This window comes from Streptomyces venezuelae (assembly GCF_008642355.1).
In the GTDB taxonomy this organism is placed as follows: domain Bacteria; phylum Actinomycetota; class Actinomycetes; order Streptomycetales; family Streptomycetaceae; genus Streptomyces; species Streptomyces venezuelae_B.
This window is the reverse complement of the sequence record NZ_CP029193.1, coordinates 1,932,321-1,950,592: the sequence shown is the minus strand read 5'-3', so window position 1 is coordinate 1,950,592 and position 18,272 is coordinate 1,932,321. Positions and strand designations below refer to the sequence as shown.

At 68.1% G+C, this 18,272-nt stretch carries 15 protein-coding genes and 1 tRNA gene; 6 read left to right on the top strand and 10 right to left on the bottom strand.

Annotated elements, in window-relative coordinates:
* Positions 1 to 52: 52 nt before the first annotated feature.
* Both DEJ47_RS09080 and pyk read left to right on the top strand, forming a co-directional pair.
* The gene (locus DEJ47_RS09080; RefSeq protein ID WP_150166667.1) at positions 53 to 787 is read left to right on the top strand and encodes an SIMPL domain-containing protein; all 735 of its coding nucleotides are present in this window, start codon (positions 53 to 55) and stop codon (positions 785 to 787) included.
* 119 nt (positions 788 to 906) lie between these two features.
* On the top strand, positions 907 to 2,346 hold the full coding sequence (gene pyk / locus DEJ47_RS09075) for a pyruvate kinase (protein ID WP_150166665.1): 1,440 nt from the start codon (positions 907 to 909) through the stop codon (positions 2,344 to 2,346).
* On the opposite strand, the gene DEJ47_RS09070 is transcribed toward pyk, so the two are convergent.
* Together DEJ47_RS09070 and DEJ47_RS09065 are read right to left on the bottom strand one after the other, a co-directional pair.
* Entirely contained in the window at positions 2,343 to 3,119 is a 777-nt protein-coding gene (locus tag DEJ47_RS09070; protein WP_150175518.1) for a helix-turn-helix domain-containing protein, read from the bottom strand. The two genes, pyk and DEJ47_RS09070, sit on opposite strands and share 4 nt — an antisense overlap.
* 106 nt (positions 3,120 to 3,225) lie before the next feature.
* A tRNA-Leu gene (locus tag DEJ47_RS09065) sits at positions 3,226 to 3,300 on the bottom strand.
* Between the two features lie 102 nt (positions 3,301 to 3,402).
* Here DEJ47_RS09065 and DEJ47_RS09060 point away from each other — a divergent pair.
* The gene (locus tag DEJ47_RS09060; protein WP_150166663.1) at positions 3,403 to 4,062 is read left to right on the top strand and encodes an ANTAR domain-containing response regulator; all 660 of its coding nucleotides are present in this window, start codon (positions 3,403 to 3,405) and stop codon (positions 4,060 to 4,062) included.
* 85 nt (positions 4,063 to 4,147) lie between these two features.
* Here the strand turns inward: DEJ47_RS09060 and DEJ47_RS09055 are convergent, their stop codons facing one another.
* From DEJ47_RS09055 to DEJ47_RS09035, 5 genes are all read right to left on the bottom strand, one after another.
* Entirely contained in the window at positions 4,148 to 4,864 is a 717-nt protein-coding gene (locus DEJ47_RS09055) for an ABC transporter ATP-binding protein (RefSeq protein ID WP_150166661.1), read from the bottom strand.
* Positions 4,861 to 5,685, bottom strand: coding sequence for an ABC transporter ATP-binding protein (locus tag DEJ47_RS09050; RefSeq protein ID WP_223828285.1), 825 nt, complete (start codon positions 5,683 to 5,685; stop codon positions 4,861 to 4,863). Before DEJ47_RS09050 ends, DEJ47_RS09055 begins: the two co-directional genes overlap by 4 nt.
* 3 nt (positions 5,686 to 5,688) lie before the next feature.
* On the bottom strand, positions 5,689 to 7,533 hold the full coding sequence (locus tag DEJ47_RS09045) for a branched-chain amino acid ABC transporter permease (RefSeq protein WP_150166659.1): 1,845 nt from the start codon (positions 7,531 to 7,533) through the stop codon (positions 5,689 to 5,691).
* A gap of 5 nt (positions 7,534 to 7,538) precedes the next feature.
* The gene (locus DEJ47_RS09040; RefSeq protein ID WP_055566308.1) at positions 7,539 to 8,468 is read right to left on the bottom strand and encodes a branched-chain amino acid ABC transporter permease; all 930 of its coding nucleotides are present in this window, start codon (positions 8,466 to 8,468) and stop codon (positions 7,539 to 7,541) included.
* A gap of 101 nt (positions 8,469 to 8,569) precedes the next feature.
* On the bottom strand, positions 8,570 to 9,820 hold the full coding sequence (locus DEJ47_RS09035) for a branched-chain amino acid ABC transporter substrate-binding protein (RefSeq protein ID WP_150166657.1): 1,251 nt from the start codon (positions 9,818 to 9,820) through the stop codon (positions 8,570 to 8,572).
* Positions 9,821 to 10,342: 522 nt separating this feature from the next.
* Here DEJ47_RS09035 and DEJ47_RS36360 point away from each other — a divergent pair.
* Positions 10,343 to 10,660 carry a hypothetical protein gene (locus DEJ47_RS36360; RefSeq protein ID WP_161235152.1) on the top strand — a complete coding sequence of 106 codons (318 nt, stop codon included), beginning with the start codon at positions 10,343 to 10,345 and terminating at the stop codon, positions 10,658 to 10,660.
* Positions 10,661 to 10,694: 34 nt separating this feature from the next.
* Here DEJ47_RS36360 and DEJ47_RS09025 read toward each other — a convergent pair whose 3' ends face one another.
* The 3 genes from DEJ47_RS09025 to DEJ47_RS09015 form a co-directional block, all read right to left on the bottom strand.
* Complete coding sequence (locus tag DEJ47_RS09025) at positions 10,695 to 11,096, bottom strand: hypothetical protein (protein WP_150166655.1); 402 nt, start codon at positions 11,094 to 11,096, stop codon at positions 10,695 to 10,697.
* A gap of 78 nt (positions 11,097 to 11,174) precedes the next feature.
* A complete protein-coding gene (locus DEJ47_RS09020) occupies positions 11,175 to 11,642 on the bottom strand; it encodes a PaaI family thioesterase (protein ID WP_150166653.1) in 468 nt (155 codons plus the stop codon).
* Positions 11,643 to 11,691: 49 nt separating this feature from the next.
* On the bottom strand, positions 11,692 to 13,971 hold the full coding sequence (locus tag DEJ47_RS09015; RefSeq protein ID WP_150166651.1) for an FdhF/YdeP family oxidoreductase: 2,280 nt from the start codon (positions 13,969 to 13,971) through the stop codon (positions 11,692 to 11,694).
* A gap of 208 nt (positions 13,972 to 14,179) precedes the next feature.
* Here DEJ47_RS09015 and polA point away from each other — a divergent pair, with 208 nt between their 5' ends.
* Both polA and DEJ47_RS09005 read left to right on the top strand, forming a co-directional pair.
* On the top strand, positions 14,180 to 16,849 hold the full coding sequence (polA, locus tag DEJ47_RS09010) for a DNA polymerase I (protein ID WP_202456478.1): 2,670 nt from the start codon (positions 14,180 to 14,182) through the stop codon (positions 16,847 to 16,849).
* 281 nt (positions 16,850 to 17,130) lie between these two features.
* Positions 17,131 to 18,099, top strand: a complete 969-nt coding sequence (locus DEJ47_RS09005; RefSeq protein ID WP_150166647.1) for a serine hydrolase — start codon at positions 17,131 to 17,133, stop codon at positions 18,097 to 18,099.
* The last annotated feature ends 173 nt before the right edge of the window (positions 18,100 to 18,272 follow it).

Here is an 18,272-nt window from a genome sequence, read left to right as displayed (position 1 = left end):
GGTTGCGATCCGATGACTGTCCGGTACGTCCACGCGATGCGAGAGTGACCCCATGGACACAGACCCGCACCCCACCGCTCGGACAGCCCCCGCCACCCCCTACGGCACCCCCGACGCCCCCCGCCTCGCCGTCCGCGGCGAAGCACACCTCGAAGTCGACCCCGAAATCGCCCGCATCGGCATCACCGTCCAAGCCCGCGGCACCGACCGCCGCGACGCCCTCAACGACCTCACCCACCGCAACACCACCGTCCTCGACCTCATCAAGACCTACGGCGAAGCAGTCGAGAAGATCGAGACCGGCACCTTCTCCATCAGCCCCGAACTCACCAAACACGGCCGCGGCGAACGCATCCGCGCCTACCACGGCCGCGTCCACACCACCGCCGAACTCACCGACTTCACCGCACTCGGCGAACTCACCACCCGCCTCGCCGACCTCGACCTCACCCACGTCGAAGGACCCTGGTGGGCACTCCGCCCCGACTCACCCACCCACCGCCACGCCAGGCAACAAGCCGTCCGCGAAGCCGTCCAACGCGCCCGCGAATACGCCGAAGCACTCGGCACCGGCCTCGCCGCCCTCGTCGAACTCGCCGACACCGGCACCGAGAACCCCCTCCCTCCCGCCCCCGGAGGATTCGCCGGCGGCATGCGCTCCGCAGCCGCCTACGGAGGCGCCCCCGACCTCACCGAAGCCGCCCCCCTCGACCTCGAACCCCAACGCCAGCACGTCTACGCCACCGTCAACGCCCGCTTCACGATGACCCCACCGCAACTCCCGTAACGCTCATCGGAGCGGTGCCCCGCACACTTCAACACTTGTCAATAACCCTTCATACAAAGGTTGTTGAGTAGTCACCCCCGACCAATTCTCTACCCACGGGTAAGGCCTAGGGTCGAACCATGCGCCGAGCGAAAATCGTCTGCACCCTGGGACCAGCGACCGACTCATACGACCAGATCAAGGCCCTGGTCGAAGCCGGCATGGACGTGGCACGCTTCAACCTCAGCCACGGCACCCACGCCGAGCACGAGGAGCGCTACCAGCGCGTGCGAAAGGCCTCCGAGGAGACAGGACGCAGCGTCGGCATCCTCGCCGACCTTCAAGGCCCGAAGATCCGCCTCGGCCGCTTCCGCGAAGGACCCGTACTACTCGAACGCGGCGACGAATTCACCATCACCGTCGAGAACGGCGTCGAAGGCGACCGCCAACTCTGCGGCACCACCTACGACGGCCTCGCCGACGACGTCACCACCGGTGAACGCATCCTCGTCGACGACGGCAAGGTGACACTTGAGGTCACCGCCGTCGACGGCTCCCGCGTCACGACCACCGTCATCGAAGGCGGCATGGTCTCCGACCACAAGGGACTCAACCTCCCCGGCGTCGCCGTCTCCGTCCCCGCCCTCTCCGACAAGGACCAGGACGACCTCCGCTGGGCCCTGCGTTCGGGCTTCGACGTCATCGCCCTCTCCTTCGTGCGCAGCGGACGCGACATCGAAGACGTCCACCGCATCATGGACGAGGAAGGCCGCCGGCTCCCCGTCATCGCCAAGGTCGAGAAGCCCCAGGCCGTCGACAACATCGAAGACATCGTCGCCGCCTTCGACGGCATCATGGTCGCCCGAGGCGACCTCGGCGTCGAAATGCCCCTCGAACAAGTCCCCATCGTCCAGAAGCGCGCCATCAAACTCGCCAAGCGCAACGCCAAGCCCGTCATCGTCGCCACGCAGATGCTCGACTCCATGATCGACAACTCCCGCCCCACGAGGGCGGAGGCTAGCGACGTGGCGAATGCCGTGATCGACGGCACGGACGCGGTGATGCTCTCCGGCGAGACCAGCGTCGGCAAATACCCCATCGAGACGGTCAAGACGATGGGCCGCATCGTCGAAGCGGCGGAGGAAGACATCCTCGCGAAGGGCCTGCCCCCGCTCACGGACCGCAACAAGCCCCGCACCCAGGGCGGCGCGGTCGCCCGCGCGGCAGCGGAAATGGGCGACTTCCTCGGCGCGAAATTCCTCGTCGCCTTCACACAGTCCGGCGACACGGTCCGCCGTCTCTCCCGCTACCGCTCACCCATCCCGCTCCTCGCCTTCACTCCCGACAAGGCGACGCGCTCCCAGCTGAACCTGACATGGGGCGTCGAAACCCTCCTCGGCCCGCACGTCGACTCCACGGACGCGATGGTCGACCAGGTGGACGAGCTCCTCCTCAAGATCGGCCGCTGCCAGAAGGGCGACGTCGTCGTCATCACGGCGGGCTCCCCGCCCGGGGTGACGGGCTCCACGAACCTGGTCCGCGTCCACCACATCGGCGAGGACGACAACCCGGAGGCCTAGTGTTTCGGGCCGACGTGGACGTCCATGAGGGCTACGTCGGCTTTGCGGGCGATGGAGATAGTGAATGGTTTTCCGTGCCGGGTGCAGTGCGTCCAGCCGACGCCGAGCTTGTTCAGGGTGTCGGTGAACAGGTCCCTAATGTCATCGGACTTGTTGCTGAAGAAGTACCGCGGGTAGTCGTATCGCTTGCACACGCCGCGGATCATGCGGGTCGTCCAGTTGGTGATGCGGCACCCGTCGGAGTGGATGAGCCCGCGAATGAAGTCCCACGGGTGGGCGTCGACGATCTCCTGTTGCCAGGGTTCGAGGGCGATCTTGCGGTCGTGCTTCTTGCCAGGGCCGTGTTGAGGGAAGAGGCAGGGCCAGTGTTTGCTGGAGGAAGTGACGTACTGGCAACCGATGCTCTGGACGCGGCACACCTTGTTCGTCGGGCGTACGGCCGAGATGGCTTTGGCGCAGGCTTCGATGAGGCCGGGCCACGCATCGGCACAGGCAATCCGTAGGGAATGGACGCCGCGCCGCTGGTGGCTGATGCAGCCGTCGCCGAGGTAGAGACCCAGCAGGTACGAGTACGCGGCGGGGTCCTCGGGAGCGCGCGGCTTGGCCGCACACCGAGGGCACGGGTCGGCGCGACCGCGTTCGAGCGGCTCGATGCGGGTCTGCCAGGACCGGATGGCGGCTCTGGAGACGCCGGTCTCCTTGCTGACGGAGTTCAGGCTGCGGCCCTGGCCGACGAGGGCCAGGGCCCGCTTGCGTGTGCCCATGTCGTACATGAGCTCACTGTGGGTGGCTTCGGCCTTCGGCACGCAGCAAAAAGCGGATGTTCACGGGAACGGGAGCATCCGCTTGTAAATGGCGACCTTGGAAAAGAAGGAAAAGTGCCCCAGGTGGGATTCGAACCCACACTGTCCGCTGTTTGAGAGCGGCCTCTCTAACCAGTTGGAGTACTGGGGCCTTCGAAAGGAAGGGTAGTCTAGCCCCCTCGCGCCACCACCTTACCGCAGCTAGGTAGGCTCTGGGGAGCAGTACCTGCCCGGCCCGCAACGAGGAGCCCCCGTGACCGCCCCCGAGTCGCCCCAGCCCACCGACGCGTCGTCGGACGACGACAAGTCGCACGTGCCTCCGCTGACGACCCGCGTCGTCATCGCCGAGGACGAGGCCCTGATCCGGCTCGACCTCAAAGAGATGCTGGAGGAAGAGGGCTACAGCGTCGTCGGCGAGGCCGGTGACGGTCAGGCGGCCGTCGAGCTCGCCCGCGAGCACAAGCCGGACCTGGTGATCCTGGACGTGAAGATGCCCGTCCTGGACGGCATCTCCGCGGCGGAGAAGATCGCCGAGGAGTCCATCGCCCCCGTACTGATGCTGACCGCGTTCTCGCAGCGCGACCTCGTGGAGCGCGCGAGGGACGCCGGCGCGATGGCGTACCTCGTGAAGCCGTTCAGCAAGAGCGACGTCGTGCCGGCCATCGAGATGGCCGTGTCCCGCTTCACGGAGCTGAAGGCGCTGGAGCAGGAGGTCGCGGACCTTTCGCAGCGTCTGGAGACGCGGAAGCTGGTCGACCGGGCGAAGTCGATTCTGCAGACGGAGTACGGCCTGACGGAGCCCGCCGCGTTCCGGTGGATCCAGAAGACGTCGATGGACCGTCGGCTGTCGATGCAGCAGGTCGCGGAGGCGGTCATCGAGGACGCCGAGGAGAAGAAGGCGTCGAAGGGCTGAGCCCCCGGTAAGGACGTACGACGAGGCCCGCACCCCCGACCGGGGTGCGGGCCTCTTCACGTCGGCGTGGGACGGAGTGTGCGGCTCAGTCCTCGCCGAGGTATGCCTTCCGCACGGACTCGTCGTGCAGAAGGTCGCCCCCCGTGCCGGAGAGGACGATCTTGCCGACCTCCATGACGTGGCCGTGGTCGGCGAGGGAGAGCGCCGCCTGGGCGTTCTGTTCGACGAGAAGAATCGTCGTGCCGTTGGCCTTGAGCTCGGAGATCGTCGCCATGATCTTCTGCATCATGATCGGCGAGAGGCCCATGGAGGGTTCGTCGAGCATGAGCAGTTTGGGCTGGGACATCAGCGCGCGCCCCATGGCGAGCATCTGTTGTTCGCCGCCGGACAGCGTTCCCGCCGCCTGCTTCTTCCGTTCTCCGAGGATGGGGAAGAGTTCGTAGGCGCGGTTGATGTCTTTTTCGATGCCTGCTTTGTCGGAGCGGAGGTAGGCGCCGAGGCGGAGGTTGTTCTCGATGGTCATGCGGGGGAAGATGTGGCGGCCTTCGGGGGAGTGGGCGAGGCCTTGCGCGACGATCTGGTCGGCGCGGTATTTCCGTAGCGGCTTGCCGTTGAACTTGATGGAGCCGCCCACGGGCTTCAGCAGTCCCGACAAGGTCCGGAGCGTCGTCGTCTTGCCCGCGCCGTTCGTGCCGATGAGCGTGACGACTTCTCCGGCGTCGACTTTGAAGCTGATGCCTTTGACGGCTTCGATTTTGCCGTAGGCGACGCGGAGGTCCTCGACCTCAAGGAGTGCGGTCATTTGTTGTTCTCCTCGAAGGGCTCGCCGAGGTATGCGGCGATGACGCGGTCGTCCTGTTGCACGGTTTCGCTGGTGCCTTCGACGAGTTTTTCGCCTTGGACGAGGACGGCGACGCGGTCGCAGAGGTTGAAGATGAAGCGCATGTCGTGCTCGATGACGAGGACGGCGATGCCCATGTCGCGGATGGCGAAGACGAGTTCTTCGGTGGCGCGGGTCTCCTGGGGGTTCATGCCGGCCGTCGGCTCGTCGAGGAGGAGGAGGCCCGGTTCGCTTGCGAGGGCTCGGGCGATCTCCAGCTTGCGCTGTTCTCCGTAGGGGAGGTTGCGCGAGAGGTGTTCGGCCTTGTCGGCGAGGCCGACGAATTCGAGGAGTTCCATGGCGCGTGCCTTGGACGCCGCCTCCGCCTTGTGGAAGCCGGGGCCGCGGAGCAGAGCCGACCAGAGGCCTTCCTTCGTCCGCGTGTGGCGGCCTACGAGGACGTTCTCCAGGACCGTCATGTTGGCGAAGAGGCGGATGTTCTGGAAGGTGCGGGCGATGCCGGCTGCCGTGACCTTGAAGGACTTGGCGGGCAGGACGGTGCCCTTGTATCGGACTTCGCCCTCGGTCGGGATGTAGAGGCCGGTGAGGCAGTTGAAGAAGGTGGTTTTGCCTGCGCCGTTGGGGCCGATAAGGCCGACGATTTCGCCGCTGTTGACGGTGAGGTCGACGGAGCGTACGGCGGTGAGGCCGCCGAAGCGCATGGTGACGCCGCGGGCGTCGAGGACGGTCTGGCCTGCCGGAGTGGCGGGGGTGCGGTCCTCTTTGGTGGTGTCGGTGGTCATGGGTCAGACCCCTGTCTTGCTGAGGGCTGCGGGTGGCGGCGTCTCGCCGGGGCTGAGTTCGGCCTCGTGGAATTCGAGTTGGCGGCGGCGGTTGGGGATGAGGCCTTCGGGGCGGAAGCGCATGAGGAGGACGAGTGCGAGTCCGAAGGCGAACAGTTGGTAGTCGCCGAGGAATTGGAGTTTGTTGGGGATGAGGTAGAGGAGTGCGGCGCCGACGAGGGGGCCGCTGATGGTGCCCATGCCGCCGAGGACGACGGCTGCCAGGAGGAAGGCGGAGTTGGGGGGCACGGAGTTCGCGAACTGGTATTGCTCCGGCGTCACGGTGTAGGTGACGTGTGCCTGCACCGTGCCCGCGAGGCCGGCGAGTGAGGCGCCGAGGGCGAAGGCGATGAGCTTGACGCGGAAGCCGTTGATGCCCATGGCGAGTGCGGCGGTCTCGTCTTCGCGGATGGCGACCCAGGCGCGTCCGATGCGGCTGTTCTCGCTGCGTCGGAAGACGAGGACGACGACGAGGGTGATGAGCAGCATCAGGAAGAAGTAGTTGGCGAAGCGGCCGATGGTCTGGCCGAGGATGCTGTGCTCGACGCCGAAGTCGAAGCCGAAGATTTTGAGGTTGGGGATGGAGGAGATTCCGTTGGATCCGTTGGTGATGTCGGGTCCGGATGAGCCGTCGGAGTTGTTGGCGGCGAGGCGGAAGATTTCGCCGAATCCGAGGGTGACGATGGCGAGGTAGTCGCCGCGGAGGCGGAGGGTGGGGGCGCCGATGAGGACGCCGAAGACGAGGGATGCGCCTGCGCCGACGAGGATGGCTCCCCAGAAGGGGAGGTGGACGTCGAAGGGGGACGAGGGCGATCCGGAGACCATGGATGCGGCGTAGGCGCCGACGCCGAGGAAGGCGACGTATCCGAGGTCGAGGAGTCCGGCGAGTCCGACGACGATGTTCAGGCCGAGGGCGACGGTGGCGAAGATGAGGATGTAGACGCCGATGGTGGCGTATTGGTCGTCGCTCTGGGTGAAGGGGAATGCGGCGGCGGCGAGGAATGCGCCGGTCAAGGTGACGTTGCGGTGGCGTGCTGTGTAGGTGGAGACCTGGGCGACGAGTCCGGCTTTGGCGAGTGCGGCGAAGCTGAAGCCGACGGTGAGGAGGAAGCCGATGAAGAGTTCGTCGTATTCGGTGCCGATGCCGTAGGTGAAGACGAGGAGGCCGACGGCGAGGGCCGCGATGATGATGAGGATCTCGAGGTACGAGTTGAGCTTGCGGGCCGGTGCCGGCGTGTCGGTGTGGAAGGCGCCCTTGATGATGGTGCTGGCGTTGCGGCAGCGGTGTTTGAACTGTTCCCAGGTGCTGTCTTCTTCGTCGACCGGGTAGGTGTGGGGTCGGGTGAAGGGGAGGGCGAGGGCGCCGGCGAGGGCGATGAGGGTGGCGATGGCCGCCACCCAGCCGCCGGGTTCGAGGTTGGCGAGGCCGCCGAGTGTGTCGCTGATCGCGATGATCGTGTACCAGGCGGTGGTGAAGGCGGCGAGGGCGGCGTATTTGAGGGCGGCGTCGGTGCCGGCGGGGGCGATGGCGCGGAGGCCCTTTACGCCGTAGGAGGCGAGTCCGAGGAGTGTGGTGAGGGCGCCGGCGATGAGGACGAGGACTTGGAGGCCGCCGGGGTAGCCGTAGACGGTGAGGTCGCCGGGGAATTTGGCGGTCCAGGTCCAGGCCATGAACGTGGAGATGATGGTGAGGACGCCGCCGCCGGTGGCGAGGGCGCGTGCGGGGGTCTCGGGGATGGGGATGAGCCCGGTGGCGGGCTTTTCCTTGTGCGGGTGGGCGTTGTCTGCGGTGGTGGTGTGTGTGGTCATTGGTGTCACGCCCTGTCCGCGACGCGCTCGCCGAGGAGGCCTTGGGGCCTGACGAGGAGTACGACGATGAGGAGTACGAACGCCCAGACGTCGGCCCAGGACTGGCCGCCGAGCTTGTCCATGCCGGGTACGTCGTTGATGTAGGCGGTGGCCATGGATTCGGCGAGTCCGAGGACGACGCCGCCGATCATGGCGCCGTAGATGTTGCCGATGCCGCCGAGTACGGCTGCGGTGAAGGCTTTGAGGCCGAGGATGAATCCCATGCGGAAGTCGATCTGGCCGTATTTGAGTCCGCGGGCGACGGCGGCGATGCCGGCGAAGGCGGCGCCGATGGCGAAGGCGACGACGATGACGCGGTCGGTGTTGATGCCCATGAGTTTGGCGGTGTCTGGGTCTTGGGCGGTGGCTTGCATGCCGCGGCCGATGCGGGTCTTCATGACGAAGTATCCGAGGGCGACCATGCAGATGGGGGCGGTGATGAGGAGGAAGATGTCGCCGGGTTGCATGGTGACGGAGCCGATGTGGATGGAGCCGCCGGGGAGTTCGGGGAAGGATCGGGCGGATTTGGCTTCGGGGTACCAGGCCCAGACGGCTTGCTGAAGGGCGAGGCTGAGGCCGATGGCGGTGATGAGGGGGGCGAGGCGTGGTGCTCCGCGCAGGGGTCGGTAGGCGAAGCGTTCGGCGCCGATGGCGATGGTGGTGGAGACGAAGATGGCGCCTATGAGCATGAGGGGCAGGGCGGCCCAGACGCTGGTGCCGGCGGGGAGCCAGAGCCAGACGGTGAGGGCGCCGAATCCGCCGGTCATGAAGATCTCGCCGTGGGCGAAGTTGATGAGCTGGACGATGCCGTAGACCATTGTGTAGCCGATGGCGATGAGGCCGTACATGGATCCCAGTAGCAGGCCGTTGACCAGCTGTTGCGGCAGTTCGTGCACCGCAGTCCTCCGAGTCTTTCGTGCGACGGATGCGACGCCGCGCGGGGCGCTTGTCTGCGGCGCCCCGCGCGGGGGTTGTCGTGTGGGCTACGTGCCGGGGGTTAGTTGGTCCCGGTGTAGGTGCCGGACTCGACGGGCTTCCAGCCGCTCTTGGGGTCGGTGGTCTTGACCTGGTAGACGGTGAGCTGCTTGTTGGTGGCGTCGCCGTATTCGTCGAAGGAGACCTTGCCGGTGACGCCGTCGAAGGAGACGTCCTTCATGGCGTCGATGACCTTGGCGCGGGCGTCGTCGGGGAGTTTGCCGTCGTTGTCGTCGACGACCTTCTTGACGGCTTCGATGATGGCCCAGGCGCTGTCGTAGGAGTAGCCGCCGTAGGCTTCGTAGGCTTCCTTGAAGCCGGCCTTCTTGTAGTTGGCGATGAATTCCTTGGCGGAGGGCAGTTCTTCGACGGGCTGGCCGACGGAGGTGGCGTAGTCGCCGACGCCCTGCTTGCCGGAGAGTTTGATGAAGTCGGCGCTGTAGATGCCGTCGCCGCCGACGAGGGGGGCTTTGGATCCGGCCTGCTTCATCTGCTTGCTGAGGGGTCCGGCCTGGGGGTATTCGCCGCCGTAGTAGACGAGGTCCGCGTCGGAGTTGCGGATCTTGGTGGCGACGGCGCCGAAGTCCTTGGTGTCGGGGTTGATGTGTTCGGTTCCGACGACCTTGCCGCCGAGTTTGGTGAACTCGTCCTTGAAGGTGGCGGCGAGTCCGGCGCCGTAGGTCTTCTTGTCGTCGACGACGAAGACCTTCTTCTTCTTGGCCTTGTTGTACAGGTACTGGGCGGCGAAGGGGCCTTGGATGGCGTCGGTGGTGGCCGTACGGAAGTAGGACTTGTACGGGCGTTCCTTCTTGCCGCCGTTCCAGTCCGGGCCCTGGGTGAGGGCGGGGTTGGTGTTGGCGGGCGAGACCTGGACGAGTTTGGCGTCGTCGAAGACCTTCTGCATCGATTCGGCGACGGAGGAGTTCAGGGGGCCGACGGCGCCGAGGACGTCCTTGTCGGCCACGAGCTTGGTGGCGTTGGTCTGGCCGGACGAGGGCTGGCCCTGGTCGTCGAGGGCTTCGATCTTGAACGTGACGCCGTCGACGTACTTCTTCTCGTTGGCCTGCTTGGTGGCGAGGTCGACGGAGTTGCGGATGCCGAGGCCCAGCGCGGAGAGTTCGCCGGTCAGTGGCGCGTCGACGCCGATGACCACGGTGGTGCCGCCACCGGCCTCGTCTCCGTCGTCCTTGTCGTCGCGCGAGCCACAGGCGGTGAGGGTGAGGGCCCCCGCGGTGAGTGCAGCGGTGATGGCTATGAGCGAACGTTGACGCACGATCAGTCCTTTCCCCTGGCACGGCTGTCCCTTGTTGGGATGCCGAGTCGAGCGCGGAACCGAACTGACAGGAATCCGGTGGGCGCGGTGACTGGCCGTGACTCTAAGGGCGCCTTTGTTCTTGGTGGAGTGGTCGTCCAAGGCTGTGACGCTCTTGTTATGCCACGGAGTATTCCGGGCTGGAACGCGGGGGGCGGTTGGGGCTGAATATGGCCTTGTTCGGTGGATCTAGACGTATCCGCATGCTGAGAATCCGCAGGGCAACTTGCAGGACTGTTATGTGGTTTGACTCATGACAGTGGTGTTCGTGGGCATGCGGCCGTCAGGGCGGCGGAAAGATCATTCGCGTATTCCGGACCCAGGATGTAACTCTGCTTCTCCATTGCGCGCACATTACGCAGTGTTACTTCCAGGAAAGGGAGTCCTGCGTTCCGCGGCACTTCTCCGCATTCGCGAATGTGCATCGTAATGATCAACTTCCGGGGTGATCCCGATTTGAGCTCGAAAGGGGTGAGAGGGGCTGTGCTGACCGAAAGGGCCGCGGATGGCTGGGCGACCCGGCGGACGGTCGCGGGCGGTCCCGACTCCTGCGTGAACGCGACGGCGAAGGTGAAGGTGCGGTCCCCGACGCGCGGGCGGGACATGTCGCCCTCGTACGTCACGGAGACGCTCTGTGACGGCCACGGCGGGGGCGCTGGGGGTGGCGGTTCCGGTCGCGTCACGTGGAAGGCGATCGCGGCGGCGCCGATGAGCGCGGCCGTGGTGGCGGCGAGGGTGGTGCGGCGGAACCGGGGCGGGCGTGGCCGGGTGCTGCGAGGGGGTGTGGTCTCGTGGTCGTAGGTGTCCTCGCCCGGCTCGACCGGTCCGATGGCCATCATGTCCACGGCCCGCCGCTGGGACCGCCGTCGCGGTGCCGCTCGGCGCACCGCTCGCGTGCCTGGCGGGCGATCAACTCTCGTCCGGCGGCGGCTGTTTCACGCCGTCGCTCGGCGCGTGCGGCGTCGAGGATGTCGCGCAGGATGAGGTACTGCCCGTTGGACAGGCCCATCGACTGGTAGTCGCCGTAGGTCTTGTCCCCGGAGTCGTAGATCGTCTGCGCCCACTTGGTGATGATCGTGGTGCACAGGTCGGCGGGGGAGGTGGAGCCCTGGGAGGGGCTGCGGGCCGTGTCCGGTTCGGCGGTTCCGGAGTCACCGCATCCGGCGATGGCGGTGAGGGCGGTGAGGGCGGTGAGGGCGGCGAGGGCGAGCGCACAGAGCGGTATCCGGTGCCTCATGAAGAGACGCTAGACCGGAGTCACCCGCTCCGACAATGTGCTCGCCCTCGGCTTCCCCTCGCTCGGGGCCGCGCCGGGTCAGCCGGCGGCGCTCTGTGCGTCCCGCAGCATGCATGTGAGGCGCGCCGTGCACACCCGCTTGTCGTGCTCGTCGGTGATCACGATTTCGTACGTCGCCGTGGAGCGGCCCCGGTGCACGGGCGTCGCGACGCCGGTGACGAGGCCGGAGCGGGCACCGCGGTGATGCGTGCAGTTCAGGTCGACGCCGACGGCCAGTTTCTGCGCGCCGCCGTGGAGCATCGCGCCGACCGAGCCGAGGGTCTCCGCGAGCACCGCCGACGCGCCGCCGTGGAGGAGCCCGTACGGCTGGGTGTTGCCCTCGACCGGCATGGTGCCGACGACGCGCTCGGCGGCGGCTTCGAGGATCTGCACGCCCATGCGGGTGCCGAGGTGTCCGGCGGAGAACAGGGAGGGCAGGTCGACCCCGAGCGATGCGTACTCGTCGAGGACTTCCTGCGGGAACTTCACGCTGTGCTGCTCACCCATGGGGCGGGGCTCCGTTCGTTCGTCGTCGCACCTGTCGCTGAGCAAACGCTCAGTCGACGGCCGATTGTTCCAGGCGGACGACGACGGACTTGCTGGCAGGGGTGTTGCTGGTGTCCGCGGTGGAGTCGAGCGGCACCAGGACGTTGGTTTCCGGGTAGTACGCGGCAGCGCAGCCGCGTGCTGTGGGGTAGTGCACGACGCGGAAGCCGGGGGCGCGGCGCTCCACGCCGTCCTGCCACTCGCTGACGAGGTCGGCGTACGTTCCTTCGGCGAGGCCGAGGTCGGCCGCGTCGTCGGGGTGGACGAGGACGACGCGGCGGCCGTTCTTGATGCCGCGGTAGCGGTCGTCGAGGCCGTAGATGGTGGTGTTGTACTGGTCGTGGGAGCGGATGGTCTGGAGCAGCAGCCGTCCCTTCGGGACGGCCGGGTACTCGACCGGGGCTGCGGTGAAGTTGGCCTTGCCGGTGGCGGTGGGGAAGCGGCGTTCGTCGCGGGGGGCGTGGGGCAGGGCGAATCCGCCGGGCCGGGCGATCTTCGCGTTGAAGTCCTCGAAGCCGGGGATCACGCGCGCGATGCGGTCGCGTACGGAGGCGTAGTCCTTCTCGAACTCCTCCCACGGTGTGCGGGACGTGTCGCCGAGGACGCGGCGGGCGAGGCGGCACACGATGGCGGGTTCGGAGAGGAGCTGCTTGCTCGCGGGTTCCAGGCGGCCGCGGGAGGCGTGGACCATGCCCATGGAGTCCTCGACGGTGACGACCTGCTCGCCGCTCGCCTGGCGGTCGCGCTCGGTGCGGCCGAGGGTGGGCAGGATGAGGGCGCGGGCGCCGGTGACGGCGTGGGAGCGGTTGAGTTTCGTGGAGACGTGCACGGTGAGGCGGGCGCGGCGCATCGCGGCCTCGGTGACGTCGGTGTCGGGGGACGCGGAGACGAAGTTGCCGCCCATGGCGAAGAACACCTTGGCGTCGCCGTCGCGGAGGGCGCGGATGGCGCGGACGACGTCGAGGCCGTGGTGGCGGGGCGGTGCGAAGCCGAACTCCTTCTCCAGGGCGTCGAGGAAGGCGGGGGCGGGGCGTTCGAAGATGCCCATGGTGCGGTCGCCCTGCACGTTGGAGTGGCCGCGGACGGGGCAGACGCCGGCGCCGGGGCGGCCGATGTTGCCGCGCAGCAGGAGGAAGTTGACGACTTCGCGGATGGTGGGCACGGAGTGCTTGTGCTGGGTGAGGCCCATGGCCCAGCAGACGACGGTGCGCTTGGAGGCGAGGACCATGCGCAGTGCTTCTTCGATGCGTGCGCGGTCGAGGCCGGTGGCACGCAGGGTGTCGTCCCAGTCGGCGGCCCGTGCGGCGGCGGCGAAGTCCTCGTAGCCGTGGGTGTGCTCGCGGACGAACTCTTCGTCGACGGCGCCCTCGGTCTCCAGGATGAGTTTGTTGAGGAGGCGGAAGAGGGCCTGGTCGCCGCCGAGGCGGATCTGCAGGAAGAGGTCGGTGAGGGCGGTGCCCTTGAGCATGCTCTTGGGGGTCTGCGGGTTCTTGAAGCGTTCCATGCCCGCTTCGGGCAGCGGATTGACCGTGATGATCTTCGCGCCGTTGTTCTTGGCCTTCTCCAGGGCGGAGAGCATGCGCGGGTGGTTCGTGCCGGGGTTCTGCCCGGCGACGATGATCAGGTCCGATTGGTAGAGGTCCTCCAGGAGGACGCTGCCCTTGCCGATGCCGATGGTCTCGGTGAGTGCGGAGCCGGACGACTCGTGGCACATGTTCGAGCAGTCGGGGAGGTTGTTCGTGCCGAGCTCGCGGGCGAACAGCTGGTACAGGAACGCGGCTTCGTTGCTGGTCCTGCCGGAGGTGTAGAAGACGGACTCGTCGGGGGAGCCGAGGGCGGCGATCTCCTCCGCGATGATGTCGAACGCCCGGTCCCAGGACACGGGCTCGTACCGCTCGGCGCCCTCCGCGAGGTACATGGGGTGGGTGAGGCGACCCTGCTGGCCCAGCCAGTACCCACTGCGGGTGGCGAGGTCCGCGACGGGGTGCGCGGCGAAGAAGTCGGGGGTGACGCGGCGCAGGGTGGCTTCCTCGGCGACGGCCTTCGCGCCGTTCTCGCAGAACTCCGCCTTGTGGCGGTGGTCCGGCTCGGGCCAGGCGCAGCCGGGGCAGTCGAAGCCGTCCTTCTGGTTGACGCGGAGCAGGGTGAGGGCGGTGCGGCGCACGCCCATCTGCTGCTGTGCGATGCGCAGGGTGTGACCGATGGCGGGCAGGCCGGCGGCGGCGTGCTGGACCTCGTCGACCTGCGGCGCGTCCTGGACCGGATCGCCCTTGGGCGGCTTGCTTGCCATGGTCGGCTCCCCTTCGAGCACGTACGTGAGCTACGTCTCCGATCCTCCCACGCGCCGGTGACATCGCGGGGGGCCGGGGCCGGGTGGAGCCGGAGTGTCAGTGGGGCGTGGCAGGATCGGGGACGTGGCAGAAACAGCAGCGAAGAAGAAGTCCGAGACCGCGGCGGCGAAGGCCGGTCAGGCCGGTGGTGAGCGGCGCCCGCTCCTGATGCTCATGGACGGGCACTCCCTGGCGTACCGGGCGTTCTTCGCGCTGCCCGCGGAGAATTTCACGACCGCGACGGGCCAGCCGACGAACGCGATCTACGGCTTCGCGTCGATGCTGGCGAACACGCTGCGCGACGAGTCGCCCACGCACTTCGCGGTGGCGTTCGACGTGTCGCGCAAGACGTGGCGGTCCACGGAGTTCCCGGAGTACAAGGCGAACCGTTCCAAGACCCCCGACGAGTTCAAGGGCCAGGTCGAGCTGATCGGCGAGATGCTCGACGCGATGCACGCGGTGCGGTTCGCGGTCGACGGGTTCGAGGCGGACGACGTGATCGCCACGCTGGCCACGCAGGCGGAGGCGGCCGGTTTTGACGTGCTGATCGTCACGGGTGACCGTGACTCGTTCCAGCTGATCACGGACCACGTGACGGTGCTGTATCCGACGAAGGGCGTGTCGGAGCTGACGCGTTTCACGCCGGAGAAGGTCCAGGAGAAGTACGGGCTGTCCCCGAGTCAGTACCCCGACTTCGCGGCGCTGCGCGGCGACCCGTCGGACAACCTGCCCGGCATCCCCGGTGTGGGTGAGAAGACGGCCGCGAAGTGGATCAACCAGTTCGGTTCGTTCGCCGAGCTGGTCGAGCGTGCCGAGGAGGTCAAGGGCAAGGCGGGGCAGAACTTCCGCGACCACCTGGAGTCGGTCAAGCTGAACCGTGTGCTGACCGAGATGGTGCGTGACGTCGAACTGCCCAAGACCGTCGCGGACTTGGAGCGCGCTCCGTACGACCGTACGGCGCTGGCGATGGTCCTGGACACCCTGGAGATCCGCAATCCGTCACTGCGGGAGCGGCTGCTCGCCGTCGACCCGGGCGCGGCGGAGGCCGAGCAGGCCCCGGCGGAGCCGGGTGTGGAGCTGGACGGTTCGGTGCTCGGCGCGGGTGAGCTCGCGCCGTGGCTGGCGGAGCACGGCAAGGCGGTCCTGGGTCTGGCCACGGTCGACACATGGCAGCTCGGTACGGGCACGGTCACCGAGGTGGCGCTCGCCGCGGCCGGCGGGGCGGCCGCCTGGTTCGACCCGGCGACCCTGGACGAGGCCGACGAGAACGCGTTCGCCGCGTGGATCGCCGACCCGACGAAGCCGAAGGTGCTGCACAACGCCAAGGCGGTCATGCGCGTCTTCCCCGAGCACGGGTGGTCGGTGGCGGGCGTCACCATGGACACGGCACTCGCCGCGTACCTGGTGAAGCCGGGCCGTCGCTCGTTCGCACTGGACGCGCTGTCCCTGGAGTACCTGGGCCGTGAGCTGGCCCCCGCCTCGGCGGCCGACGGGCAGCTCGCCTTCGGTACGGAGGAGGACGACCGGGCCGAGGCCGACTCCCTGATGTCGCAGGCCCGCACCATCCTCGACCTCGGCACCGCGTTCGGCGAGAAGCTGAGGGAGGTCGGCGCGAGCGACCTCCTCACGGACATCGAGCTGCCGACGTCCGCGCTCCTGGCCCGTCTGGAGCGGCACGGCATCGCGGCGGACCGCGAGCATCTGCAGGCCATGGAGCAGCAGTTCGCGGGTGCGGTGCAGCAGGCCGTGAAGGAGGCGCACGCGGCGGCGGGCCACGAGTTCAACCTGGGATCGCCCAAGCAGCTGCAGGAAGTCCTCTTCGGTGAGCTGAACCTCCCCAAGACGAAGAAGACGAAGACGGGGTACACCACGGACGCGGACGCGCTGGCGTGGCTCGCGGCGCAGACCGAGAACGAACTGCCGGTCATCATGCTGCGCCACCGCGAGCAGGCGAAGCTGCGCGTGACGGTCGAGGGCCTGATCAAGACGACCGCGGCGGACGGCCGTATCCACACCACGTTCAACCAGACGGTGGCGGCGACGGGCCGGCTCTCCTCCACGGACCCCAACCTGCAGAACATCCCCGTCCGCACGGACGAGGGCCGCGCGATCCGCCGCGGCTTCGTGGTCGGCGAGGGCTTCGAGTCGCTCATGACGGCGGACTACAGCCAGATCGAACTGCGCGTGATGGCGCACCTCTCCGAGGACGAGGGCCTCCTGGAGGCGTTCTCCTCCGGCGAGGACCTGCACACGACCGTCGCCTCCCAGGTGTTCGGCGTGGACGGTTCGGATGTCGACGCGGAGATGCGGCGCAAGATCAAGGCGATGTCGTACGGCTTGGCGTACGGATTGTCCGCGTTCGGTCTGTCTCAGCAGCTGAACATCGAGGCGGGCGAGGCCCGCGCGCTGATGGACACGTACTTCGAACGGTTCGGTGGGGTGCGCGACTACCTCCGCCGCGCGGTCGATGAGGCCCGCGCCACGGGTTACACGGAGACGATGCTCGGCCGTCGGCGCTACCTGCCGGACCTCAACAGCGACAACCGCCAGCGGCGCGAGATGGCCGAGCGGATGGCTCTGAACGCGCCGATCCAGGGCACGGCTGCGGACATCGTCAAGATCGCGATGCTGAACGTCCACGGGGCGCTGACCGAGGCGAAGCTGGACTCCCGGATGCTGCTCCAGGTCCACGACGAAATCGTCCTGGAGATCGCTCCGGGCGAGCGGGCGAAGGTGGAGGAGCTGGTCCGGAGGGAGATGGCGGGGGCGGTGTCGCTCCGGGCGCCGTTGGACGTGTCGGTGGGGGTCGGGCCGAACTGGGAATCCGCGGCGCACTAGCCCTCCCGGGCCGGGGAGCGGATCCGGGCGCGGGTCCGCTCCCCGGGGTGTGCTTTCGACTGCGGGCCCGCTGTGGCTTGTCGCACAGTTCCCCGCGCCCCTGGGTGGGCCATGGCGCTCCAGCCCGGGACGCGGGACGGACAAGTGATTCCCAGGTGGACGAGTCAGGGGCGCGGGGAACCGCGCGACCGGCCACGACGCACCCGCAGTCGAGAACCGGCCCTCACCCACGTGGCCCCCAAGGGGACGCCCCCCGACCCCCCGAGGGTCAGGATGACCGCATGGCTCCTCACCTGCGAAAGCCCCGCGCAGCGTTCGCCGCGGCGCTCACCACGGTTCTCCTGGCTCCCATACCCGTCACCGCCGCCGAGGCCAGCCGCCCCCAAGACGGCGGCAGCGCCCCTCTCTGCACGGCGGGCCAGGACCGTGCACTCGCCGCCCGGATGTCCGAGGACATCCGGGCGGCGCTGTCGTCCAGGGCGGGCAGTGTCTCCGTGTCCGTCCACGACACCCGCACCGGACTCGCCTGCGCCCTCGCTGCGAACCGGCGCTACGACGCGGCGAGCGTCACCAAGGTCCTGATGATGGAGGCCGCGCTGCGCCGCGCGCAGGAGTGGAGCCGCAACCTCACCGCGTGGGAACGCCGCCGCATCCGCCCCATGATCACCACGTCGGACAACAACGCGGCGAGCCGGCTCTGGAACGACCTCGGTCACCCCTACCTCTCCCGTTTCCTGCGCCGCGTCGGCACGACGGCCACCACGCCGGGTCCGTACGGCCGTTGGGGCCTGACCCGGACCACCGCGGCCGACCAGATGCGGCTCCTCGGCGTGCTGACGGGGGATGGCCGCGCACGTGACGTACTGAAGGAGTGGGCGCGCGCATACGGCCTGCGGCAGATGGCCGACGTGCGGCGCGACCAGCGCTGGGGGGTGCCCGCAGGCATGCCGCACGGTGTCCGTGCGCACCTCAAGAACGGCTGGCTGCCCCGCGCGACCCTCGGCTGGCGCGTGCACAGCGTCGGTGTGTTCAAGGGCGGGAGACGGACGTACCGGATCGTCGTGCTCAGCCACGGGAACCCGTCGATGGCGTACGGCGTGCGGACCATCGAGCGCGTCGCGCAGGCCGTCCACCGCGGTCTGAACAAGGGCCGGTCCGCCGGGCAGGGGCTGACCCCGGAGAGCGAGATCAGCGAGGTCCCGGACGGCTCGGTCGAGCCGGAGGGGGAGACCTGGGACCCCGCTGCGTAACAGACCTGTCGCGGCGGTCTGGCCAACCGGTAAAAACCGGGCACGAACGGGTGCCTGGGCGCGTGAAGTTGTCGTAGTGTCGGCTGAGTCGATCCACTGAGAGCACGCGCGTGCGAAAGCAGCGTGCACCGGGGGTGGGGCGACGCGCAACAGTCGTCAATGGGGAGGGGTGA